The 24,812-nt window shown below is 61.3% G+C and carries 15 protein-coding genes; 6 read left to right on the top strand and 9 right to left on the bottom strand.

Going from position 1 to position 24,812, the window contains the following annotated elements:
* Positions 1 to 161 precede the first annotated feature (161 nt).
* The 3 genes from KGA89_RS24495 to KGA89_RS24485 are packed head-to-tail and all read left to right on the top strand — an operon-like array spanning position 162 to position 12,347.
* Positions 162 to 3,773, top strand: coding sequence for a Tc toxin subunit A (locus KGA89_RS24495; RefSeq protein ID WP_223472724.1), 3,612 nt, complete (start codon positions 162 to 164; stop codon positions 3,771 to 3,773).
* Positions 3,770 to 7,888, top strand: a complete 4,119-nt coding sequence (locus KGA89_RS24490) for a neuraminidase-like domain-containing protein (RefSeq protein ID WP_223472723.1) — start codon at positions 3,770 to 3,772, stop codon at positions 7,886 to 7,888. Before KGA89_RS24495 ends, KGA89_RS24490 begins: the two co-directional genes overlap by 4 nt.
* Positions 7,881 to 12,347 carry an Ig-like domain-containing protein gene (locus tag KGA89_RS24485; RefSeq protein WP_223472722.1) on the top strand — a complete coding sequence of 1,489 codons (4,467 nt, stop codon included), beginning with the start codon at positions 7,881 to 7,883 and terminating at the stop codon, positions 12,345 to 12,347. The genes KGA89_RS24490 and KGA89_RS24485 overlap by 8 nt, the downstream gene beginning before the upstream one ends.
* 9 nt (positions 12,348 to 12,356) lie before the next feature.
* On the opposite strand, the gene KGA89_RS24480 is transcribed toward KGA89_RS24485, so the two are convergent.
* The 6 genes from KGA89_RS24480 to KGA89_RS24455 all read right to left on the bottom strand — a co-directional run bounded on the left by KGA89_RS24480 (position 12,357) and on the right by KGA89_RS24455 (position 19,264).
* Entirely contained in the window at positions 12,357 to 13,688 is a 1,332-nt protein-coding gene (locus tag KGA89_RS24480; RefSeq protein WP_223472721.1) for a DUF58 domain-containing protein, read from the bottom strand.
* Between the two features lie 187 nt (positions 13,689 to 13,875).
* Positions 13,876 to 14,880, bottom strand: coding sequence for an AAA family ATPase (locus KGA89_RS24475; protein ID WP_003205102.1), 1,005 nt, complete (start codon positions 14,878 to 14,880; stop codon positions 13,876 to 13,878).
* Positions 14,877 to 16,040, bottom strand: a complete 1,164-nt coding sequence (locus KGA89_RS24470; RefSeq protein WP_223472720.1) for a DUF4350 domain-containing protein — start codon at positions 16,038 to 16,040, stop codon at positions 14,877 to 14,879. Before KGA89_RS24470 ends, KGA89_RS24475 begins: the two co-directional genes overlap by 4 nt.
* Positions 16,037 to 17,581, bottom strand: coding sequence for a DUF4129 domain-containing protein (locus tag KGA89_RS24465; protein ID WP_223472719.1), 1,545 nt, complete (start codon positions 17,579 to 17,581; stop codon positions 16,037 to 16,039). The genes KGA89_RS24470 and KGA89_RS24465 overlap by 4 nt, the downstream gene beginning before the upstream one ends.
* The gene (locus KGA89_RS24460; RefSeq protein ID WP_223472718.1) at positions 17,568 to 18,542 is read right to left on the bottom strand and encodes a stage II sporulation protein M; all 975 of its coding nucleotides are present in this window, start codon (positions 18,540 to 18,542) and stop codon (positions 17,568 to 17,570) included. The genes KGA89_RS24465 and KGA89_RS24460 overlap by 14 nt, the downstream gene beginning before the upstream one ends.
* Positions 18,539 to 19,264 (bottom strand): RDD family protein, encoded by a 726-nt coding sequence (locus KGA89_RS24455; protein ID WP_223472717.1) that lies wholly within the window; start codon positions 19,262 to 19,264, stop codon positions 18,539 to 18,541. Before KGA89_RS24455 ends, KGA89_RS24460 begins: the two co-directional genes overlap by 4 nt.
* 331 nt (positions 19,265 to 19,595) lie before the next feature.
* On the opposite strand from KGA89_RS24455, the gene sbcB reads away from it, so the two are divergent.
* Positions 19,596 to 21,029: an exodeoxyribonuclease I gene (gene sbcB, locus KGA89_RS24450; RefSeq protein ID WP_013694117.1), complete on the top strand. Its 1,434-nt coding sequence runs from the start codon at positions 19,596 to 19,598 to the stop codon at positions 21,027 to 21,029.
* An 83-nt stretch (positions 21,030 to 21,112) separates the two neighbouring features.
* Here sbcB and mvaT read toward each other — a convergent pair whose 3' ends face one another.
* Positions 21,113 to 21,490: a histone-like nucleoid-structuring protein MvaT gene (gene mvaT / locus KGA89_RS24445; RefSeq protein ID WP_003205091.1), complete on the bottom strand. Its 378-nt coding sequence runs from the start codon at positions 21,488 to 21,490 to the stop codon at positions 21,113 to 21,115.
* 305 nt (positions 21,491 to 21,795) lie between these two features.
* Between mvaT and purU the strand changes: the two genes are divergently transcribed.
* Positions 21,796 to 22,644, top strand: coding sequence for a formyltetrahydrofolate deformylase (gene purU / locus KGA89_RS24440; protein WP_003205089.1), 849 nt, complete (start codon positions 21,796 to 21,798; stop codon positions 22,642 to 22,644).
* A gap of 58 nt (positions 22,645 to 22,702) precedes the next feature.
* Complete coding sequence (locus KGA89_RS24435) at positions 22,703 to 22,876, top strand: hypothetical protein (protein WP_003205087.1); 174 nt, start codon at positions 22,703 to 22,705, stop codon at positions 22,874 to 22,876.
* Between the two features lie 4 nt (positions 22,877 to 22,880).
* Here the strand turns inward: KGA89_RS24435 and KGA89_RS24430 are convergent, their stop codons facing one another.
* The gene (locus KGA89_RS24430; RefSeq protein WP_003205085.1) at positions 22,881 to 23,876 is read right to left on the bottom strand and encodes a lysylphosphatidylglycerol synthase transmembrane domain-containing protein; all 996 of its coding nucleotides are present in this window, start codon (positions 23,874 to 23,876) and stop codon (positions 22,881 to 22,883) included.
* A complete protein-coding gene (locus tag KGA89_RS24425) occupies positions 23,873 to 24,637 on the bottom strand; it encodes a DUF2334 domain-containing protein (protein WP_223472728.1) in 765 nt (254 codons plus the stop codon). The genes KGA89_RS24430 and KGA89_RS24425 overlap by 4 nt, the downstream gene beginning before the upstream one ends.
* Positions 24,638 to 24,812 lie beyond the last annotated feature (175 nt).

The raw sequence follows: 24,812 nt of genomic DNA, 5'->3' as shown, positions 1-24,812 counted from the left end.
GCCCGACCCAGGTGCCCAACTCCCGATAGACGGTCATAAAACCTGTCGGTTCTGACAGTAGACGGCTTGGGCCCTTAAGCGCCAAATCACGTTGACCAGACGCTCGGCCTGACGGCTTCGTCGGACCGCTGCGGGCCATTATCGAACTCGAGGTCTCGTCCATGGCTGACTCCCGCCCTGCTTTACAGCTGCTGACTCAGGTGTTCAGTGACCAGCAACTCACAGCCTACGCGACGCTGCAAGCGTACCTTGAAGAGGGCGGTTCGATCTTTACGCTGGTGGAAAAGGGCGTACAGGGATTGGTGAGAGACTTTGGCGTGAGCCCCGATGACGCCCGTCAGCTGTCACGGCGCCTCAACAGCATGGCCATTTACCTGCGGCGTCAGTTCATCGAGCACAGCCTGTACGATTCTGCAAAAGAGCAGCGGCGAGCAAGCAGTGGCTTGCTGTCGATGGTTCGAGGCCCCAGTTTTGAGCTGCTGTTCAATCCGCGGTTCGACAGTTTGTGTCCACCCCAGGCCCTGGAATCTGTTGCGTCACCCGTGGCGTATTTGATTGAGTTGATGAGGTGGATCGAGCAACGCATCGAAGCGGCTTCCAACGATATGTTCAAGCTGCCATTGCATGATCGGCGCAAAGACCTGAAGCCGCTGAGCGTCGATTTCAACGCGGTGCATCGATCCGTGTCATCGGTGGACATCATCGTCCCGGTGCTGGAAAGGTTTATCGATATGGCGCCAGAGGCCCTTGAGCAAGCCATGATCGAGGCGCGCTATCCCAATGGGCTTCCTTACTTCCAGCATTGGGTCACGGTGGATACGGTCGCCCGTCACCATGGCCTGTCGGTGGGCAGTTTTGTCCAAAGCGTGAGCCCGTCCTTTCCGTATTTTTTTCAGGCTCAGGCCTGGTACAACGATGCGGGACCGGCCCTGGCCCATGCGTCGAGATTGGGACCTTATCAGCGGCGGTTGCTCACGGAGGAGGCTGCCAAGCTCGCCGACCGCGACGTATTTTATGCGCACAACTTTGGCACCGATGACTTGACATGGCAGGACCTCGAAGAGATGCCATTCTTCGGCGAACGGACCAAACTCGACACCCGGGGGCTCGAGGCCTTGCTGTCGGTACGCGGCTTTGCGCCAGTGCGTTCGGCCAATGTGACCTACTCGTCGCAAACGGAGTCCGACGTGCCGGAAAGCGGGCGCTCGGGGTCGGTTTATCTCAACGCCAACGACCACCCGGGTGTCAGTATTGTGGGTAGCGCAGATGGCCCTGCGTTCCTCCACAGGCTGTCAGTAAGCCCTGGCGACGCCGCAGGACTTGCGCGTTACGACCGAATGAATCGCAAGTTGCGCCTGGATCAATGGCTGGCACTGCCGAGTGAACAGGTGGATGCGCTGCTGGTGGCAGCCATCAAGGCTGAAGTACACGGTGATGCAGCCACCAGTGCCTGGTGGATCACCGAACAGGTCGTGCATGCACTGGGGCTGTTTCAGTCGCTGCGCGAGCGCTATGAATGTCCCGTGAACGACTTTGCCGTGTTTATCGACGAGTTGTCGATTTACGGTCGCGGTGAAGCACTCTCCCAATTCGATCAGGTCTTCAATAACCAGGGCGATTATCGTGAGCCCTTGAAGCTCGACAACGGACCGTTTCCGATCGTGCCGGCACCTGAGGTGCCCGATCTGACCGTCAGCCAACTGTGCAGCGCGTTGGGCATCGACCTGCAGACCTACAACTACCTGGCCTTGGCGATTGCCAATGCCCATGGCGTCGACGGAGAGAGTCTGTCGCGTAACCTGGCGATCATGTCCAGTTTCTACCGCATGGTGAAGCTGCCCCGGCTGTTGGGCATCACCCCGGTCGAAGGCGTGTTGATGCTGACGATGCTGGGGGGGGAGATTTGGCTCGACGGCCTGGCGGGTGTGCCCCTGATCAATTCCACCGCAAGCGATAGCCCGGATGTGCTGAACCTCATCCAGGCCATGCAATTGTGTGTGGACTGGTGTGCCGATCGCGACCTGCCGGTGCTCTGGATGGTGCAGCAGGTCTCCCAGCCCTCGGTGTTGGACACCTCCCTGGACGCCGAAGGGCGGTTTTTTGAACAGGTGCTCAACCTGTTGCCCGGCGCACTGCTCACCCACTCGGCGATCCTGATGGCGGGTGTGCCGGCGATGGCGGGTGCCAGTTGGCTGGAGTTGCTGGGGATGCAAACGACATTGGTCGAGTTCGATGGGCTGGTGATGTCGCGCACGGGAACCGAGGCTCAATACCTGGCCTTTGCGCGAGAACAGCTTGAGCACGCCGTGGAAATCGGCCTCGGGGAACAATATGAGCTGGAGCGCCCCGCCATTGTCGAGAGAATGCTCACCGTGGTGTTGGAAGCCAGGGATGCTCAGGTGTCGGTGGTCAAGGAATGCCTGGCGGTTTACACGGGTATCGGTACCGAGCAAGCGCTCGAGGTGCTGGTGTGGGCCAATTCAACGGTGAGTCGGCTGCTGCGCCAGGTGCTCGAACGCGACCTTTCGAGTCTTGAAGGCCTGGTGAAGGGTCGCAACGCATTGACTGACCCATTGCTTGCGCTGTTGGCCGATGTGCGCCGTCGCAGTGCGGTGGTGGCGAAACTGGAGCTTGGCGCCGAGGTGTTGCGCGACTATCTGGATTACGGCCATAAAGCCTGGCTGGACCAGGACGACAAGCACGCGTTCACGGTGCGCACGCTTTACTACCTGAGCACCCTCGCCCGTGCGTTTGAGCTGAGCGACCAGCCGGCGCAGACGTTGCTCGACTACCTGCGCGAGGTCAATGCGCTGCCTTCTCCGATAGGGGGGCACGCAATGCATTTGGCCGAACAAGCGGCGTCCATCCGGCTGGCCAACTTTTTTGACTGGAGCGTGCAAGAGGTGCGCGAGTGCGTCAGCCGCATCGAATCCGAGCACAAGATCCTGAAAAACCTGCCCCAACTGGATCTGTTGATGCGGGTTCGGGTGCTGGCGGCGCGCACCGGCATGGATGCCTTGACGATTTTCCTGCTGGGCGGGTTGCCGGAAGAGATCGACAAAGCCGCCTACAAGGAAGCCGCCGAGCATGCCTTGCTGAGCCTGTCCGAATCCGATAGGCCGCCGGCGACCTTCACCGGGGATCTGAAACAGCTCGTTACCGTGACATGCGTCCCGGACAATACCGTGGTGGTGGCGGCGCCTGGGAAAAAAATCACCTTCACCGTCACCCTTATGGACAGCAATGGGGAACCGTTGAGCGGAGTCAACGTTTACTGGAGCGCCGAGCTGGGAACCATTGAAACCCAGGCGACGAATACAGACGGGGTAGTTGAGGCCGAGTACATACCGGGCAAGGTGTTGGGGCGGGACACGCCGCAATTCTGGCTCGATCTGTTTGAGCGCGAGTATGCCCCTACCGTCGAGGTCATTTTCGATAAGCTCAACCTGGACGTCCCAAGAGCGTACATATCGCCAGTACCTCTGGGAACGGTGCCCTTCGGTCAGGAAGTCGAACTCTACGCCACCATTATGGACCGTCATGGAAACCTTGCGACAAACCATCCGACACGCTGGCTAACCACCGATATGGGCGGGGGGGAAGGCCGGGTGGTTTATCGACCGGACCAGTCCTACACCAACCAGGAGGGTCTGGCCCGGACATTTGCTTCCAGCCCTACCGGCGGAAGGCTCAAGATCACCATCACTCCCGACGGTGACGCGTTCGCTGATTTCCCGCCCATCAGCTTTGAAAGCGAGGAGCACGCATCATGACAGGGAACACGATGGGTGACTTGCTCGAAAAACGCCGGACCGCCCTGATCGAATACAGTCTCGGGCACGTTGGTAAAAGTGGCGAGAATCCACCCTACAAATTCCTGCGTACCCCAGCGGACCTGTTTGAACTGCTGCGTCTGGATCCTCTGGACAGTTACCCGGTGCAGAGCTCCTGGGTCGCTGAAGCGACCAGCTGCGCCCAGCAGTTCATCCACGCCGCCTACCGCAAACTGGAACCCGGCTATGCCGACACCGAGTTCGACAAGCGGGACCTGGCCACCTGGGAACTCTACAACAACTACCCGGATTGGTCGGCGCTGCAAATGATCGCCCTTTACCCGGAAAACTTCATCAACCCCTTCGTGCGGCAGCGCAAGACCAGCCTGTTCAAGACCCTTGAAAACAACCTCAACCAGGCACACTTGAACAGCGATTCGGTTCAGGTTGCCTTGCAGGAGTACCTGCAAACGTTCGAGCAAACCTGCAACCTGGACGTGCTCAGCAGCTACATGGACAGCGTCTCGCCGGCCCGGGCCGACTACTACTTTGTCGGACGCCAGCGGGTGCCGCCTTACCAGTATTTCTGGCGCAAGGCCGAGGTCGAGCTTTCCCCCAGTAGCACCGCCATTAACCCGGCGGCCTGGAGTGAATGGCTGCCGGTGGATACGCCCACGGGCGTGACGGTGATGGACATCCGGCCGGTGTTCTGGAGTGGGCGACTGTGCCTGGTGTGGGCCGAGTGGCAGTACAAGGTCGGAAGCGAAGACGAGGAAGAGGACGAGGACGAGGACGAGGAGGCCAACGTAAGCCTGCCGCACCGGCTGGACATCAAAGTGGCGTTCAAGGCCCAGAACGGCCGGTGGTCGGCGCCGCTGAGCCTGCACAGCAGCGTGCATGACAGCGACCTTTCCCAAGGCGCCCGGTTGATTGCGACCGTGTGGGCCGACCCTTACAACCCCAAGGGCAAGCTGGGCGTTTTTTTAACCAACGACGAGGCTTCCCTCAAGGTGTTTGCGGTGCGCGATGTGCTGTTCCGCCCTCTGGCCTGGGACGATGGTGGCTGGTTGGAGCAGGCGGCGCTCAAGCGTTTTGTCACGGCTGAGACGGTTCAACACCCGCTGATGAATCAGCCGGCCATGGTCACTGTCGTGGACAGGCCGGGCACGATGACACCCTACCTGGGTCTGCAGGCTGCGGTGTTTCGCGTCGATGGCTTCGATGAACTGGTGGTCTGCGGCTACTGCCGGCCAACGGGTTTGACCGGACTCCCTGTCCTCATGGACTTGAAGTTGGTCGGTCGCACCACCGATGATCCAGAGGACGTCTCGGAGGCTTTTCCCATTGCCGGTGGCTGGAGTACCCCATGGCGGGTTTATAGACGGGCGAGCGGTTCATGGCCGCAGCCGACCACGTTTACGTTGGGTGGCTCCTTGGGTCTGGGTGCCCAAAATCAGTTTCAACTGACCATTATCAATGTGACGGATTTCCCCCCCGTCTCACTGCTCAAGAACAGCTTCGATGCGGCGCAGTTCCTCTCCCTCAACCAGGCCGAGCTCACCCTTGAATACGCCCGGCTGAATTCGCTGTTCGGCCCAGAGTTGGTACAGCGTTCCAATATCTCCGTCGATGCGGTGCTGGATTGGGACACGCAGTTTCTGCCGGAGCCGCCCCCGGAATCGAAAACGATCAGTGAGCCCAACGGGGCCTTCGACGGTGCTAACGGTCTGTTCTTCTGGGAACTGTTTTTCCACCTGCCGCACCTGGTGGCCACACGCTTGCGCACCGAGGACCGCTTCCTGGAAGCGCAGAACTGGTCGCATTACCTGTTCGACCCGCAAGCGCCGGCCGACCCCGACAACGGCCAGTACCCCAATCCAAAACCGGCGTATTGGCGCTGCCGCCCCTTGAGTAGCGCCGGCAACCTGGGCTGTGAAACCCGGGCGCCCACTGACCCCGACGCCATCGGCTATTCGGCGCCCCGGCACTTCCAGATTCTGGTGTTCTCGGAGTACGTCAAGAACCTGATGGCCTGGGGCGACTGGTATTACCGCCAACTCACCCGTGACAGCCTGGTAGCGGCCAAGCTGTGTTACGTGCAGGCCGAATTCCTGATGGGCAAGGCGCCAGCGGTGCGAACGGTCAACCGTTGGGAAACCGACACGGTGGACAGCTTGATGAACAAAAGCATGTCGCGACCGGCCCTTGAACAATTTGAACAAAACCTCGCGTTCAGCCTGGCGGACTTTCCTGCTGCCGCCGAGGCGCCGCCGCTGCTGGGGCTGTTGGCCAACGAGCCCTTCAAGGCACCGATCAATGAACAGTTGCTCGCGCTGTACGATTTGCCTGGCCAGCGCCTGCATAACCTGCGCAACAACCTCACCCTGGACGGCAAGCCACTGGAACTCGCGCTGTTCAGCCCGCCCACCGATCCCAACGCGTTGCTGCGCGACCTGGCGGCCGGTGGTTCCGGTGCGCCAAGACCCATGGGCGGGCGGTTGGTGGTGGGGGCTTTCCGCTGGCGCACGACGTTCGAGGTGGCATTGCGCGCCGTGCAGGCGCTCCAGGAACACGGCACCCAGGTGCTGCGATTACTCGAACAACGGGACCTGATCGAACAGCAGGAACTGCAGCAGAACCATTTGGTGGAACTGGGTATCTACGCCCGGACTGTGCAGGAACAGAACATCACTCAGCTACAGGCGAGCAAGAGCGCGCTGGAGCAAAGCCGGGCCGTGGCAGAGGAGCGGGCAATCGCTTATGCGCTTCTCTATGACGAGAATGTGTCGAAGGTTGAGTACGAGGTCATGGAGAACTTGCAGATCTCCAAAATCCTGGCGCTGACCTCGGCAAGCATCAAACCTGCGGGCGCCGTGATTGCCTCGCTGCCCACTATTTTTGGTTTGGCCAACGGTGGGCATCGTATCGACAAAATGGTCGACGCGGTTTGTTTCGGCCTGGATATAGCGTCGTCGACGATGCAGATAGACGCGGACAAACAGGCCACCACCGAAAGTTACCGTCGCCGCCGCGAAGAGTGGCTACTGCAGCGTAATCAGGCACTGGCGGAGGTGCGTGCGCTCGATGCACAAATCACCGCCCAGACCCATGCGGTGAGCGCCGCTCAAACCACACTGGATCAAACCCTCCTGGCCAACAACCAGGCCTTGACGGTGTACAACTTCATCAAAAAGCGCGCAACCAACGCCGAGCTGTACGGCTGGCTGCTGGGCCAGTTCAAGGCGTTGCACTACCAGGCCTACGATGCCGTCGTCAGTCTGTGCCTCAGCGCCCAGGCCTCGCTGAGTGCCGAAACCGGTGATTATGATTCGCAGATCCCCTTGCCCCAGGTCTGGCTGGACAATCGCCACGGCCTGACGGCAGGCGAACACCTGCGCGGGCATTTGCTGCGCATGGAGCGCGAGTACCTGCAACGCTATGAACGGCGGCTGGAGCTGGTCAAGACCCTTTCCTTGCGCCAGTTGTTCGATGACGCGAGCGACCCGCAGGCGGGCACCAACAGCAGTTGGGCCAACGCACTGGATCAGTTGCGTACCAAAGGAACGCTGGAGTTCAAACTCTCGCAATTGCTGTTCGACCGCGACCATCCGGGGCATTACTGTCGGCAAATCAGCTCGGTCGAGGTCGACCTGCCTGTGCTGATCGGGCCTTATGAACATGTACGTGCCACCTTGCTGCAGATCAGCAGCATGACGGCTACCAAGGCCACCATTCCGGCGGTGGAGTACTTGCATGATCCCGCGGGTCGCGTGGCGCCTTCCGATGTGCAGATCAACCTGCGCAGCGGTCAGCAGATAGCCTTGTCGATGGGGCTTGGCGACCACGGCATGGTGGCGATGAAATTCGATGACAGCCTGCTCAATCCCTTCGAAAACACCGGGGTGGTTTCACGCTGGCTGTTGAGCTTCCCAAGGCCGGAAAAGGAACCGCAGAAGAGCATGCTGCTGTCCTTGACGGACATCATCGTGCGTATCCGTTACATGGCCAGGGCCGGAGAGCCGCCTTTCGTGCGAGCCGTCGAAGATCAGATCACCAAGACCGAAAGCAAACTGTCCCCCTTCTCAACCGTCGAAGGAGCAGGTCGCCATGAATAAACCGATTATCCTGGCCAATGAAAATCTGGTGCTCAATGGCGACTTCGAACAATGGATCGATCACTGGATACAGGAACCGGCTTCGGGTTACTTGGGGACTGCGAGCGATTGGTATGAAGAGGAGGGCCAGCACGTTCGTTTTCTGACCGCCGGCAATGGGGCTTCGGTCAATCAGGCGCTGACGGCGCCCAAGGATCCGGGCGCTCAAGCTCGCTACGTCCTCACGTTCCTGTGCGAGACGAGGCACACCGAACCGGGCAGGCTGCTCATTAGCAGCGATAAACAGCCGCAGGAGCAGGAAATCCTGTTGCCGCCGGGTCCGGCCCGGGATGCGCAGGAGGATCAGGCGCGACGCAGGGACGGTCAGCCGCGGGAGTACAGACCCATTCCCTACAACGTCCCGTTGGACCTGCCGTTCAACGCTCAAGACATCCTCACGGTGAGTATTCATAGCCCGCGAAACGTTCCCGGTGACGTTTTCTCGGATGTCCGCATCACGCGTATCAACCTCCAGTTGCACCTTGAGCCAGCGCTGATGCAAGCACTCAAACTTGATGAGCAAACACGGCCGGCAACCGGGCGCTTGTACGTGTGCCTGGGGGCCTCGGGTGACTTGGCTCACCAGCTAGAGTTCGTTCCCGATCCGGGCAATGCCTGGGTCGGCACCCAAGCGGCGTTGACCAGCGACGACAATCCCCAGGAGGCGCTGATGGCGACCCCGGCCTGGGGCGTGGATCACCCATTGGATTCGGCCTGGACCCTGGACTGCCCGGCAATCGGTGAAGACGGGCCGTATTCGTTCTCCATGGACCTGGTCAACCAGTACGCCGCTGAGGTCTATCCGGTGCAGGTGTCCCTGGGTCATCATCGATTGGCTTTTCGTGAAGTGCTCGAGGCGGCGTATTACCCGGTGCTGGAATACGACCAAAGTGTGCGCTTGGGGGTGCAGGTCACTTCTTATTACACCGGGCAACCCTTGAGCGACCGCACCGTGAACTGGACTTCCACGACCGGGCAGGTCGCCAGCGTTGCCATCACCCGAACTGACGGCTGGGCCTACTTTGATTTTCAGCCGGCGCAGGCCGGTGATGTCGAGATCCAGGCGTCGGTCGAGAGCCTTTACTACGCCTCTGGCGTGTTGACTCAAACCTTGATGGTGCGGGTGCTGGCGACGGATCCGTGGAAGGATGTGCGAACGGTGGTCGAGGGGGTTGAGTCGCCTTGGGAGGAAAAAACCGGTTACCCCAACCGCGGCTCGGATTATCCCCTCGACGTGAAACTGCCCGCCGCCAGTCCCTTGCAGGGGACGCAGCTGTCGTTGCACTGGAGCGGTGATTCCCACGAGCAACTGGGGGTTGTCGTCAATCCGGCCCTTGAAGCGGCGGTGCCGGTCACCGGTGCCGAGCTGGTCTGGACCCTGACCAGCGAAGATCGTTATGACGGTCGCTTCGAGCTGCAACTGGCCTGCTCGAAACTGTTGCTGCCTTCACCGAAAAAAACCATGTCGCTGGCGCGCAATCTGGTCCGGGTGGGAAACGTCCGAGAGGCCAACAAATTTCCCGTGGTGGACGAAAACGAAAGCGTGCTGTTGCGGGTGCAGGTGGTGCACTTCGTGGCCAGCGGCGACGGCGATCCGGTCATCAATGCCCAGGTCGAATGGAAGGCTGGCGCCGAGTCGATTTCCACCGTCACCACGGGCGCCGGTGGTTGGGCCAGTGTGTTGTACACGCCGCAGAGCGCTGGGGACAAGGTGGTCATCGCCAGCATCAAGGCCCACGAGCAAGCCGTTGCGGTGGAGCAGCCTTTCGATGTGACGGCGATTGCGACCAGCCCCTGGAAAAGCGAAGTCAGTATTCTGCTCGATGGCGAGGTGGTCCAGCGCAATACGCTCGGTGTGCTCTGTCGACGCGGGCAGACCCACACACTGAAAGTCGTGCCCAACGCCGGCAGCCTGTGGATCGATAAAAACATCAGTTTGCATTGGCGAGGGGCCGCGCCGGATATTGGGCTGTTGCCCAGTGACCTTGGAACGCCCAAGCGGTTGGAGGCGGCTGGCGCCCAATGGACGCTCGCCTCACAGGTCAATAGCAGTACCAGCAGCCTGTTTGAGCTGGAGTTGCGTCTTGAGAGCGTTTCAGTCGTTCGCGAGCTGACGGGGCGATTGGTGTCCGAGGACCTGGCGGAAGAAGTCAGCCTGAGACTCGACCAGATTGCCGCAGCACTGGACGCCCAGGCGCTTTATCCGTGCCTGGGGGCGCTTCATCGGTTTAGCGTTTTGCCCAATGCGCTGAGCCCGCTGGTGGGGTTGGAATCAACGCTGGCATGGTCCGGGACACCCGCCGAGGAGTTGGGGGCAACGGTTCGTCCGGTGTTGAATCTTGCGCAACCGATCAACGACGGCGGCGCGATCTGGATGCTGGATTTTACCGCCAGTGAGCAACCGGGCGAGTTTGCCCTGGCGTGGGCAGTGCCTGCGCTGGACTTCGTCGCCACCGCCAAGCCGATGACGTTGGCGCATAACAAAGTCAGGATCCAGGGCTGGCGCGAATCGCCGGTCGACCCGGTGGTCGGGCAGGATCCTGCGTGGCTGTGGGTCCAAGTGGTTTCTCATTTCACAGGGCTTGCCGTGAGTCAGGTTCCGGTGACCTGGACAGCGGGCAGGTCAAGCGCGCAACCCACCGACGCCGAAGGCTGGTCCGGTTTTCCCGTGGCGCCGGCCGCCGCCGGAACCCAGGCGGTGAAGGCCTCCGTGAGCAGTCGTTACGACGGCTACGAAGAGGAGCGCCCCTTTGAAGTCACGGCGCTGGCAACTGATCCCTGGGCCGGGCTGACGGTCAGCTTTGATGGCGCCGCGGCGCAGCCCTGGGGCGAAAAAACCTACTTCCCACGCCGCAAGGGTGAACATGTTTTTGAGCTGATGGCTCCCGAGAACAGTCCTCTGTTTGAGCGCGAGCTGACGCTTGGCATGACCGGAACCGGGCCGAGCGAACTGGGCATCAGCTTTTTGCCTGACCCCCTGGGAATGCCTCGCGAGTTTCCCAGCGATGGCCTGCGGTTCACGCTCAAGGCCGGCGATCTGAAGGACGGGGGCTTTGCTTTGCGCCTGGCGTCCCAGCGCCTGGCCAGCCTCTCCCCGGCGAACGCGATGTCGTTGGGCGAGGGCGAGCAAGTGCTGGAGATCCGCTGGGACAGCGGTGTTCACCAGACACTGGACTGGGAGCAGGAACTGGTCGAACAGGTCGCCGTGGTCTCTTCCATCAGCGGCAAGCCGATTGCCGGGGTGACCGTGATCTGGCGTGGTGATGACCTGGGGGAAGTGACCACCGTGACCGATTATTACGGGGTGGCGCGCGTGCGCTATGTTCCCACCACGCCCGGCGCCGCGCAGTTGACTGCGACGGTGGGGCAAGGGCAGTACGCGTCATCGGTGGCGCTGTCGTACTTTTTGCACGAGCCCCGGGAAATCCAGTCGCTCATCAGCGACAAACCCAACGGTCACCTAGGGGAGCTGGTTTCAGCGGTCGTGACTGTGGTGTCGGCCATGACTGGCGAACCTCTGGAGGACGTCGAGGTGCGATGGGAGTATCCCCAGATCACGATTGCAGCGACCAGAACAAATGTCGATGGGCAAGCCGAGGTGCAATTCAGGCTGCCCGGAGTCAGGAAGGGGGTTCTATACGCCATTGTCACGGGGGGGTATGCGGGATGGGAGATGGCAGCTCTCAGCTTTGAGCTGCTGCCCAATGACATGACATGGTTGCAGGACTTCAGACCTTACGTTGATGGCAGGCCCGTAGAGTGGTCTGAAGTCAAGTTGAATGTATTCGCAGGACAGGTTTGCACGCTGAAGCTGGATTATGGGGGCAGTTGGCTGATTGGCGAGCCGGATGCCCAGATTTGTCTGCAATTCAAGCCGGGAGAAGAGGTGCAGGGTCTGGTGTTCGATCCGCCTTTGGGGCAATTGGTTGCGATGGAGCAGGGCGGTACTTCTTTGAGTTGGACTATTTTTACCGACCAGGCGCAAAACAGGCCTTTTGTTCTGGAATTCGATATTCCCTTGATAACCGAAATGCCACCGTCGCCTCCTTTGTCAGGGATTACTCGCGATGAAGATAGCTGGCTGGAGGAGTTCACCTTCTACCTGAACAGTCAGGAATTCGATCTGGCTCATAGAAGGCTCAGCCTGAAAGATGGAACCAATAACACCTGGGAGCTGCGAGCCAAGGAAGATAGCGCCCTGATAAACGCCACGAGTGTCGCTTTGTGGATGTCGGGAGGAGACGCGCTTCAGTTGGTTTTCGATCCGCCGTTGTTTCAACCACAGCCCGTGACCACAGTCCCCTTGAGTTGGTCGATCCTGACCAAAGCATCACATTGGGGTTCTTTCACGTTGGAGTTAAGAAGTCCGGACCTGCCCTCGCGGTCAATCGACGCCGAGGTGAATGTTCATGGGACCTGACAACATCGCCTACAAATCCCCCGCTTTCTTCCACCCCAAATACAACGTCACCAGCTCGGCCCCCAATTCCCCGGGCCGGGCTTGCAGCACCGCCATCCCATGGGCGCTCAGCCGTTCATGCAGCGTCGCCCGGGCATTCAAATACTCCACCGTCCCGCAATACGCCAGCGCCTCGGGCAAGGTTTGCACCGGCGCCTGGCGCAGCCGGTCCAGCGCCTCTTCCCGCAGGCTCGCCACCAATACCCGATGCCGTTGACCCAGCCGTTTGACGGCGGTCAGCAGTTCTTCATCGTCTTCGTCCCGCAGGTTGGTCACCAACACCACCAAGGCCCGGCGTTTCTGCCGGGCCAGCAGTTGGGTGACAGCGGCCTGGTAGTCGGCGGGGTGCTGGCTGCTGTCGAGGTCGTAGACGGTGTTGAGCAACACATTGAGCTGTCCCGTGCCTTTGACCGGCGCGAGGTAGCGCGACTGTTCGCTGGCGAAGGTACTCAGGCCCACGGCATCGCCCTGGCGCAGCGCGGTGTAACTGAGCAGCAGGCAGGCGTTGAGGGCGTGGTCGAAGTGCGACAGCTCGCCGTCCTGGCTACGCATGCGCCGGCCGCAGTCGAGCATGAAGATGATCTGTTGGTCGCGTTCGTCTTCGTATTCCCGGGCAATCGGCGTGCGATGGCGGGCCGTGGCCTTCCAGTCGATCTGGCGCAGGCTGTCGCCCTCGCGGAATTCGCGCAGTTGATGGAATTCCTGGCCCTGGCCGCGTCGTTGCCGCTGGCGGATGCCGAGCTGGCTCAGCCAGTTGTCCACCGCCAGCAGTTGACCGTCGTAGAGCCTGGCGAAATCCGGGTAGACCCGAGTCTCATCGAGCGCATCCAGCAGACGCTTGTCTGTCCACAAGCCCAATGGGCTCGGCAGGTTGATCTCGCAATGTTCGAAGGCGAAGTGCCCGCGCTTGAGCGGGCGCAGGCGGTAGCCGACCTGGCTGCGTTGGTCGGGTTGCAGCTCGACGGACAGTGGCAGGTTTTCGAAGTCCAGGCCGTCGGGTACGTGATCGAAGACCTGCACGTGCAGCGCTTGGGCAAAGTCATGGCTGATCTCCAGGCGGACTTCACCCCAGCGACCGAGGGCCAGGCTTCCAGGCATTTGCCGTTGCACCCGGGGCGAAGGCAGGCGCCTGACGCGCACCGCGTCGAGCAGCGCCAGGGCCAGCAAGGCCAACAGCAGCCCCCAGTTGATCGACAGCAGTGTCGATGGCAGCGCGATGCCCAGCGCCTGCAAGGCGCCGAGCACGATACTCACGGCCAGCAGCACGGCGAGCCAGGTCAGCAGCAGGCGCGAGGGTTTCATCGACACATTCCCTTTGGGAGAAATGCAGAGTGGGCTTTTGTGGCAAGGGGACTTTTGTGGGAGCAAGGCTTGCCCGCGATTGAAGCAATGCGGTCTCTCAGAAATAGAGGTGCCTGTTTCGCGAGCAAGCTTTGCTCCCACAGCAAGCCTTGCTCCCACATAAATCCCCTCGCCATGTTGGTGTTACTCACAACCGCGGCGCCGGCACTTGATCGAGCAGTTGCCCCAGCACCTGGTCTACCGACAGCCCTTCGATGTCCAGTTCCGGCGCCAGGCGTACGCGATGGCGCAGCACGGCCAGGGCGCAGCCCTTGATGTCATCCGGCACCACGAACTCGCCCCCGCGCAACAACGCCCGGGCCCGGGCGCAACGTACCAGCGCAATCGAGGCGCGCGGGCCGGCGCCTAGGGTCAAGCCCGGCCAACTGCGGGTAGTACGGGCCAGGCGCACGGCGTAGTCGAGTACCTGGTCGTCCATCGGCAGGTCACTGGCAATGCGTTGCAGCGCTTGCACGTCCTTGGCCTGCAACACTATGCGCAGCGGCTGCACGTCGAGCATGTCGGCGCGGGTCGAGCGGCTGACCTGGCGCACCATGTCCAGCTCCTGGTCGGCGTCCGGGTAGTCCATGCGCACCTTGAGCATGAAGCGGTCGAGCTCGGCTTCCGGCAGCGGGTAGGTGCCTTCCTGTTCGATGGGGTTCTGGGTGGCGAGGACCATGAACGGCTGGCTGATGGGCAGGGCACGGCCTTCGAGGGTGACCTGGCGTTCCTGCATGGCTTCGAGCAGCGCGGCCTGGGTCTTGGCCGGTGCGCGGTTGATCTCGTCGGCCAGCAGCAGGTTGGTGAACACCGGGCCCTTGCGCAGCTTGAACTGCTCGGTCTGCAAGTCGTACACCGCGTGCCCGGTGACGTCGCTGGGCATCAGGTCGGGGGTGAACTGGATACGCGCGAACTCGCCGTTGAAACAGCGAGCCAGGGCTCGCACCAGCAAAGTCTTGCCCAGCCCGGGAACACCCTCGAGCAGCACGTGCCCGCCGGCGATCAGTGCCGTGAGCACATCGTCGATCACCGCGCTCTGGCCGACCACCGCTTTACGCAGTTCCGTGCGGATGGCTTGGGCCAACTGACTGGCGCGCTGGCGCTGTTGGGCGGCGTGGGCCTGGCCGTCGACAGGTTCGTTCTGTTCAGTCATAAGGCATTCCTGAGGGTTTGCAAATGGGCGACCTGGCGGCAGAAGTCAGCGCGGGAGAGGCGCTGTTTCGGCCGGGGGCTCAAGGCCTGGCTGATGGCTCGCGTCGGTTGTCGGGTCAGGCGGGCGAGTACCTGCCATTGTTCGGCGACGGCCAGTTGTTCGAAGCCTGGGTGAAGATGACGGGCCCGGCGCAGCACGTCTTGTTGCAAGGCATGCAACAGGTACTCCTGGCCGTTGTGCCGCAGGTGGAAACCGGCGCTGGCCTGCACATGCTCTTCCAACTGACGCCGCGCCTTGGAGGCCGGTTGTTGCAGTGGGCCATGGCGCGCCGCTGAACGCCAGAACCACAGGGCAATCAAGGCCAGCAGCGCCACCAGTGCCTGAGGGAAATAACGCAGCAGCAGGGTCAGCAAGTTGTCGTGGTCGCTGTTGAACAGCAGCGTGACGTCCGTGTCGGCGCTCAAGTACCAGAGCAGCCAGGCATTGTCGTACTGCTCGATGGAGTCGTTCTTCCACAGCTCGGCGTCGGTGATCACGGTGATCGAGCCCAGACCGAGGTTCAACTGCATCATGTGGGTCGACAGCGCGCTGTTGGCCCAGGCCTGGGCCAGGTTATGCGGGTCTTCGAGGTGGAAGTCGGTGTCGAAGCCGATATACGCCGGCGCCTCTTCATCTTCCAGATAGAGCTTGGTCAGTTCCGGGTAACGGTCCTTGATCAATTCAGGGGCTGGCTCCTTGAGGTCCTTGCTCAAAAGTTGCCGCAGGCGCACGCGGTCGAGCAGCAGATCGCCGCTGCTGCCGGTGCTGTCGTCCCACAAGGCTTCGGCAACGAAGAGCAAGCGCCCGCCGGCCCGGGTCCAGTTCATCAGTTGTTCGACTTCCCGTGGCGTCATGTGGGTACGCTCGCCCAGCAACAGCAGGCTGTGCTGGCGAGGTTCCAGGGTGGGCAGCACGTCCAGGCTGTTGGCGTGCTCGACGTTGATACCCCGCTGGCGCAGGAAAAGTTCGGCGGCCAGGTAAGGATTGGCCTGGGCTTCAGGGGAGGGGCCGTGCTCGACGACCTCTTCATAGGGCTCGGCCTTGGTGTAGAGGTAGAGGCCGAATGCGCACACCAGCGCGGCCAGCACGGCGCCGATCAGCCACCCTGCGTGCCGGCTCATCGAGACGCTCCCGGACCGAACAGCTCGCGCCAGCCGTCACACAGTTCCTGTTGCAGGTGTGGCGGCGGTGGACGATGCCCATAGGCAATGTTCTGCCAATGCAGGGTCAGGTTTTTGCTGAAGCCCAGCAGGTTGCCCTGCTTGAGCTGTTCGACACGTTCCAGCACCTGGCCTTCGGTGTCGGCCGGTTTCAAGGGGATCTTGAAGTCATGATGCAATCGGCTGAGCAACGCCCGGTACAGCAGGCCCAGGGCTTCACGGGGTTGCGTGGCCCACAGTTGTTCGACGCTGGCGGCCACGTCGGCGGGCAGGCTCTCTTCGCGAATATCCAGGCCAAACATGCGCGCAGGTGCGGCACGCTCCACCGGCAGGCGCTGCGTCGGTCGGCGATTGACCAGGGCCTTGAGTCGTTCACGGTAGCGCCAGGCCAGCCAGACGATCGCCGCCACCAGGCAGGCCCACAGCACCACCTGGATCAGTGCGGCGGCGATGTCGAAACGTTGGCTGCCGAGCCATTTGAACAGGGTCTTGAGCCAGTTCGATTTCGCCTCGGTCTCGGTCTTGGGGGATTCGGCCGTTTCTTCGCCGAAACGATAACGGATGACGGTCTCGGGGTTCTTGAACGGCGGGGCGTCGAGGATTGCCTTGATACCGTCCCGGGAGGCCTCGCTGGTGAGGGGCTGGTTGAGCAGCCGCGGGCTGTCGGGGGCGTCGCTGTCTTCGGCGGCAAACGTCGGGGGCGCCAGCGGCAGCAGCATGAACACCAGCAGCATCAGCACTGGGGCCACGCCGCTCAGGCGCTGGCGCAGGCGCCGGAATACCAGTTCGATGTCCCACGCCTCGAGGATCGTGCGCCGGTTCAGGTAGAGGCTGAAGCCGCAGGCGACATACACCGGCTCCCACAGGATCAGCAGCAGTGGATAGAGGAAGTTGACCAGGTGTTCGAACCACAACCAGTCGTGCTCGGCCGCTGACACCAGCGTTTCCCAATCCCATTGCAGTTCGACTTGTTGCGGCACGAACAGATAGAACAGGGCCGTCAGGCCGAACCACAAGGCGGTTTCCAGGTGCATGCCGATGATGGTCAACCATTGCGCCGCGCCGCGGTTGCGTTGTTGCAATATCCGCAAGCGCTGCGCTCGCGCCTCACCGGCGAGGCCCTCGAGTTGCACAACCGGCATCACGAAGCTGCGGCTCAGGCTCAGCCGGCGCCAGGTCAGGCTGGCCAGCAACTGCGGCTTGAGCAGCGCAGGCCACTGACGCAACGCCTGCCGCAAGGTGGGGGTTTCGCCAAACAGTGCCTTGGACAGAATGTACAGCGGCAGCCGGTCGAAGGCCGGCTTCAACCACCAGAACAGCATCACCACCAGTGATGGTGAGTCCCACAGCAGCAGGGTCAGCAACAGGTACACCGGCAGCGTGATGATCGCCCAACTGGTCATCAGCAGGCGTCGATGCTGCTGGCTCATCAACACCCCAAGGTCCATGGCTTCCCAGGTGGTGCGTGGGCGGATGACGACGGTGGCGTCACTCAGGCGCATGGCGGACCCGTCCGGCAAGCGACAGATAGCTGATCACCAACAACCACAACAAGGCGCCCACCGTGTATTTGGTGGCCGGTGTCACGGCGCTGGAAGACCAGTAGGCCTCGATGAACGCGGCCATGAGCAAAAACAGCATCACACCGCCGATCATCAGCACGCTTTTGCCCGCCGCGAGCCGCAAGGCCTCGCCCCGGGTCAGGCGCCCCGGCGCGATCAACGCCCAGCCCAGTTGCAGGCCTGCGGCCCCGGCCAGGGCGATGGCGGTGAGTTCGAAGGCGCCGTGGCCGATCACGAACGACCAGAACGTCCCGCCAGAGCCGATCTGGGTCAGGTGCCCGGCCACCGCGCCAATGGTCAGGCCATTGAAAAACAGGAAAAACGCGCTCCCCAGGCCAAACATCAAGCCACTGGCAAAGGTCTGAAAGGCAATGCCGATGTTGTGCATGATGTAGTAACCGAACATGACCCAGTCCTCGCTGGCGGCCCGTTCGACCGAGCGCCCCAGGTGCCCGGACGCCGGGTCATACATGCTACGGATCTGGCTGATTTCGTCGGCGCCGAGCACGCTGTAGACCAGCTCCGGGAACAGATAGACCAGCAGCCCGATGCCCACCAGGCTGCCCAGGAACATCAGGCTGGCGGCCAGCACGAATCGCCATTGTTCACGCACCAGTCGGGGAAAACCGGCGAGGATAAACGCCGAGAGACTGGCCGAGGGTCGGCTGCGGTCCCGGTAGAGTTGCTGGTGACCGCGCAGCGCCAGTTGTTGCAGCGTGTCGACCAGCAAGCTGCTGTAGCCCCGGGCCTGGGCCAGTGCCAAGTGATGGCAAAGCCGTCGGTAGGTAGCGGGGAAGTCGCTGCTCTGGGGCACGCTGCGGCTGCGCTCCAGTTGGTCCAGTTGCCGGGTCAGGTGCTCCCATTCCCCTTGGTGACGGCTTTCGAACAGGCTTTGCTTCATGTCGGCCCCAGCAGGCCGCGGGCGACGCCATTGAGTTCGGCCGCGGCATTCGGCACTTGGACGTTCAGTGGCGCGGCCAGGATGGCAGCCAGTTCGTTGACCCGCGCTGGGGACAGTTCTGCCTGGCGTTCGGCGAAGCCCAGCACGGCGCGTTGCTCATGCAGGCTGAGGGTGAAAGGTGTTCGTATCGGTGCTGCCATCGGCAAGGCGGGGCGTTTGACCGGTTGTTCGCGATATACCACCAGCGTGCCGGCCGCGAGATCGCCCAGGCGCTTGAACGCCGGATGTTGCAGGCAACTGATGGCCCCGAAGGTGTAGCCGAAGGGCAGCATGTCGACGAAACGCAGCAGGTTGCGGATCAACGACGCCGACCAGCCGATGGGCCGGCCATCGTCCTGCACCACGCGCAGCCCCATGATCTGCTTGCCGGGAGAGCGCCCCTGGTTGAGCACCTCGAACAGCACCATGTACCACCAACTGACGACAAACAGCAGGATGGAGCCCAGGCCGATCCCCAGTTCGCCGAAAAACGCCAGGACCAGGAAGAAAAGCCCCAGGACCAGCCCGCGTATGCCCAGGTCGATGGCGAAAGCGATGGCTCGCGGCATCAATCCCGCCGGGCGCAGCGGCAGGTCGATGCCTTCGGGCGTTTCAACCTGATAGCGCGTGTCCAGGGGCGCGGGCAGCGTCGCGTTCCTTTGCAGTGCTGGTGTCTCGAGCATGGGCAACCTGTGATGGGCCAGACCGAATGTTCAATCTCGGCCCAGATGCTAGCAGTCTTCGTGCGGGCAAACGATAGAACTGTGTGTGTCATTTCATGGTTTGCAACAAGATTCGTGGGTACCGCAGATCAACTGTGGGAGCGAGCTTGCTCGCGATGACATCAGTCTATTCAACATTGATGCAAGCTGAACCACCGCTATCGCGAGCGAGCTCGCTCCCACATGGGGTGGGTGGTGGAGCGGCGCATTAGTCTTCAAAAGTTACAGGACTGCTGGTCGCAGGCGGGTTCGAGCGCCTAGACTTCGCCAGTCTTCAGTTCAGGAACAGCCCGTGACTTCCATTTTCTGGTACGACTACGAAACCACCGGCATCAACCCGCGTTGCGACCGACCCTTGCAGGTGGCGGGTATCCGTACCGATTTCGAGCTCAATGAAATCGACGAACCGGTGAACCTGTATTGCCGGCCCAGCGATGACATCCTGCCTCATCCGGCGGCCTGTGCGATTACCGGTATCACCCCGACATGCCTGGCCGAAAAAGGCTTGAGCGAAGCCGATTTCATGACCCGTGTCCACGGGCAACTGGCCGCGCCCGGTACCTGTGGCGCCGGCTACAACACCCTGCGCTTCGACGATGAAATGACCCGCTACAGCCTCTATCGAAATTTCTTCGACCCGTACGCGCGGGAATGGCAGGGCGGCAATAGTCGCTGGGATTTGATCGACCTGGTGCGCGCGGCCTATGCGTTGCGCCCGCAAGGCATTGTCTGGCCGCAAGAGGACGGTCGCGTGACCCTCAAGCTCGAGCGCCTGACCGCCGCCAATGGCATCGACCATGGCCAGGCCCACGATGCGTTGTCGGACGTGCGCGCGACCATTGCCCTGGCTCGGCTGATCCGTCAGCAGCAACCCCGGCTCTACGACTGGCTGTTCCAGTTGCGCAGCAAACAGAAGGTAATGGACCAGATCCGCCTGTTGCAGCCGATGGTGCATATTTCCGGTCGCTTCTCGGCGGCGCGCAACTACATCGGCGTGGTCTTGCCGCTGGCCTGGCACCCGAAAAACCGCAACGCCCTGATCGTCTGCGACCTGCACTTGGACCCCCAGGGCCTGCTGGACCACGATGCCGAAAGCCTGCGCCAGCGTTTGTATACCCGCCGTGAAGAACTGCTCGAAGGTGAGTTGCCGGTGCCGCTCAAGCTTATCCATATCAACAAATGCCCGGTGATCGCGCCGTTGTCGGTGCTGCGTGCCGAGGACCAGCAGCGACTGGAACTGGACATGGAGGGCTATCAGCAACGGGCATTGCGGCTAACTGACGCACAGAAAGTTTGGCAGGATAAACTTCAGGCTATTTATGGTCGGGAGGATTTCACCGCCAGCGAGGATCCCGAGCAACAGTTATACGCGGGCTTCCTGGGGGATCGCGATCGACGTTTATGTGAACAAGTCCGTATGGCGGATCCGCTGCAATTGACCCAAGAACGCTGGCCTTTTGATGATGAGCGTTTGCCGGAACTATTGTTCCGATATCGCGCGCGCAACTTTCCAGACACGTTGAATCCCGAAGAGCACGGGCGTTGGAGACTTTTCTGTCAACAACGGCTGTCATCCCCGGAATGGGGAGCGCCTAATACCTTGGAAAGTTTTGATGCGGCGATGAGGGAGTGGATGGCCCTGTCTACACCAGTACAGCAAGAAGTACTCAGGGAGTGGCAGGGTTACAGTCAGCAATTGCGCAAACGTTTAAGCCTTGAGCCGTGATGAAGTGAAAAGATGACAGGCAAAAAAACGCCAGCAATCGCTGGCGTTTTTTGTTCGCTAAGAACGGTGCGAACCGGTGAGGCTTAACCCAGCAGGGTTGCCCAGCCTTCAACCACGTCACCGCCCCACTTGGCTTTCCACTCTTTCAGAGTCTTGTGGTTGCCACCTTTGGTTTCGATGACTTCGCCGTTGTGCGGGTTCTTGTATTGCTTAACTTTGCGAGCGCGTTTGGTGCCGGTAGTTTTGACGGCGCCACGTGGGGCTTTGCTCGACTTGGCTTCTGGATCCAGCAGGGCAATGATGTCGCGCAGCGACTTGGAGTATTCGCCCATCAGTGTGCGCAGTTTGCCTTCGAATTCAAGCTCGGTTTGCAGTTTGTCGTCTTGGGACAGGTTTTTCAGGCGAGCTTGCAGTTCTTTGATGGCTTCTTCTGTGGCACGGTATTCATTGATCAAGGACATGTGGACTACCTTATGTAGGACGCGGGTGACAAGGAGACAGTGTGGCAATAGTAATCAGACAGTTTCATCAAGTAAACATTTAACCGGTGTTTTATTTAATTAATTAGTGCTGTGCCACAAAAACGCCTGTTGCAGTTAAATACTGCGGCAGAGTCTTCACATCTGTTCACACATATAATCCGCCTTCCCGACCCTCGCAGGCTGTGACCTGGGCTGTCGCCCATGATTCGGCGCGTCATCGATACTGCAGTTTTGCCGCGCAATGGCTAGAATGGCCGCCTTTGCGAAGTTCTGGAGTTTCCCTAATGCGCACTTTTCGTCTGGTGATTGCTTGTCCGGACCGCGTCGGCATCGTTGCTAAAGTCAGTAACTTTCTGGCGTCCCATAACGGCTGGATCACCGAAGCGAGCCATCACTCGGACAATCAAAGCGGTTGGTTTTTCATGCGTCACGAGATTCGTGCCGACTCGCTGCCCTTTGGTATCGAAGCCTTTCGTGAAGCATTCGCTCCCATTGCCGAAGAGTTCTCGATGGACTGGCGTATCACCGACACCGCGCAGAAAAAACGCGTGGTGCTGATGGCCAGCCGCGAGTCTCATTGCCTGGCTGACCTGCTGCACCGCTGGCACAGCGATGAGCTCGATTGCGACATCGCCTGTGTGATTTCCAACCATGACGACTTGCGCAGCATGGTGGAATGGCACGGCATCCCTTACTACCATGTGCCGGTCAACCCTCAGGACAAGCAGCCGGCGTTCGCCGAAGTCTCGCGGCTGGTCAAGCAGCATGATGCCGAGGTGGTGGTGCTGGCCCGCTACATGCAGATCCTGCCGCCGGCCTTGTGCCGCGAATACGCCCATAAGGTCATCAACATCCACCACAGCTTCCTGCCATCGTTCGTCGGTGCCAAGCCGTACCACCAGGCGTCGATGCGCGGTGTGAAGCTGATTGGCGCCACCTGTCACTACGTGACCGAAGAGCTGGATGCCGGCCCGATCATCGAGCAGGACGTGGTGCGCGTCAGCCACAGCGACAGCATCGAAGACATGGTGCGTTTCGGCCGTGACGTAGAGAAGATGGTGTTGGCCAGGGGCCTGCGTTATCACCTGGAAGACCGGGTGCTGGTGCACGGCAACAAGACCGTGGTGTTCTGACTACACTGCAAAGGGCCTGGAGGAGCGATCGCCAGGCCCTTTTTTCATGAGGTTCGCCATGACCGATCCATTGGACAAAGCCACCTCCAAGGCGCCGGCGACCCTGGGCGAGGGCTGCCTCAGCCGCTATGACCCAGATGCGTTGGGCCCGGAGGACGGCACTGAGTTTCCCGATGCCGCGCAATTGTGGGAGCAACTGCATCCCCAGGACGAGCCCGAACAGAAGCCGTGATGCGTCAGGCCTGTCTGAGCCTGACCAGTTTCTTGAGCAACGGTCGCCCGACCATCAGGAAGAACACCGGCCCGCCGGCCACTAGATAAAAGTAATAGGTCACCGCCCGCCAGATCAGAATCGCCGCCGCTGCGGTGGATTTGCCCACCATGGGGGCCAGCAGCGCCGCCGAAGTCAATTCGGCCGCCCCGGCACCGCCCGGCAGCAGGCTGAACTGTCCCGCACTCAAGGACAGCATCTGGATCAGGAAACTCCAGGCCCACTGCAGATCCGCTCCCAGCCCCTTCAACGCCAGGTACAACACGCTGTAGCGCAGCGCCCAATGCAGGCAGGTCAGGCCGAAGACCTGGAACAGTGTCTGTTTTGGCAGTTTTAAGGTGTCGGTGAACGCCGCCAGGAAGCTCAGGATCTTGCGCGCCCAGCGTCGACGGGTAACGGCTTTTACGCGCAGGTGGCGAAGCAGTCGAGCGCCCAGCAGAATCAATCTGCGGTGATAGCGGGCCACCAACACGCAGCCAAACAGCCCGCCAAACAATGAAATCGCACTTAACGCCAACATCCATTCCATGCGCTGGCTGAGATTCTGGAACAGCGCGTAAAACAGAATGCCGACCAAGGCGCAGAGGAAGAACAGCAAGTCGCTCAATTGATCCATGGCAAACACCGCGCTGCCATGGGCCGGGCGCACGCCGTTGCGCGCCAGCAGGGCCATCAGCGTCAGTGGGCCGCCACTGCCACCGGGCGTCGCGCACATGGCGAACTCGGTGGACATCACCACGCCGATGCTTTTCAGCCCGCCGATGCGCCCACGGTGTTCCCCCAGCAGCAGGCGCAAGCGCACGGAGTTCAAGCCCCAGCACAGCACGATCATGCCGAGCATGGCCAGCAGTAGCGACAACGGAAAGCGCTGCACCCGTGACCACATTTCCCCGCCGCCGACCAGCAGCGGCACCAGTAGCGCCGTGAGCAGGGCGGCGCCCAGCCAGATCAGCCGTTTCATGCGGCGCTGCTGACCCGCAGCCCCTGGGTCGCCAGCCAGCCGACTTTGGTCATGGGTACACGACCGTCGTTGAGCAGGCGTTCGAGGGTGCGCAGCCAATAGTCCCGGGAAAAGGTATGGCGCATGTCCACTGGGTGCAGGCCCAGGCGAATCACCGGGGCCTGGCGCCAGCGCTGTTCGCGTTGGTCGCTGATGACTTTCGACAGGCCACGGCGCCAGACGCTGCGGGCACTCCAGACCAGCCCCGGCGCGTCGATGGCAGTGAAGTCGGGCAGGCGATAAAGGTGTTGGGTGTCACTGGTGTAGCTTAGCGGCAACTGGCGCAAGGCCTGGCGCGTGCCTTCGCTCATCAACCAGGCGGGGGCGACGAAACCCTCCAGCGGCCAGTGGTAGCGTTCAAAGGTGTCGATCCCGGCGCGCAGGCGGGCGAGGGCGGCGGCCTCGGACAGGTTGTAGAACTCACCTTCGTGGGTATAGACCCGGCGCATGAACCAGTCCTTGGGGTGACGGGCAACAGGACCGTCGTCGCAATGGTAGTAGCCATGCAACACCAGTTCGTCGCCGCGCTCGACCCGGCTGTCGAGCAGGCGCCGAAAGCCAGGATGAGCCTCCAAGGCATTGTGGCGATGAAAGTCCGGCACCACCAACCAGGTCATCGGTACCTGGCCGAGGGCATCAACGGCTTCGACGAAGGGCTGGTAGTCGGGCCAGGTTTGCGGTGCCACGTCGTGTAGCACCAGGAGGACGCTAGTGTCCTGTATCACAAATACTGTTCCTTTTTGACGGTGTCTGTTGTCGTCATGCTGCGTTGCCGCTCCTCGCCATAGCGGGCTATGACTCGTCGCGGCGCCTTGCCTGACGACAACAGCCACTCGCCAAGAAAGAAACGTATTTGCGAAACAGGACACTGGACGATTGATTCATCGACACGGACCT

The sequence above is a fragment of the Pseudomonas sp. A-RE-22 genome (assembly GCF_019956035.1).
In the GTDB taxonomy this organism is placed as follows: Bacteria; Pseudomonadota; Gammaproteobacteria; order Pseudomonadales; family Pseudomonadaceae; genus Aquipseudomonas; species Aquipseudomonas brassicacearum.
This window is presented reverse-complemented; position numbering and strand designations above follow the sequence as displayed.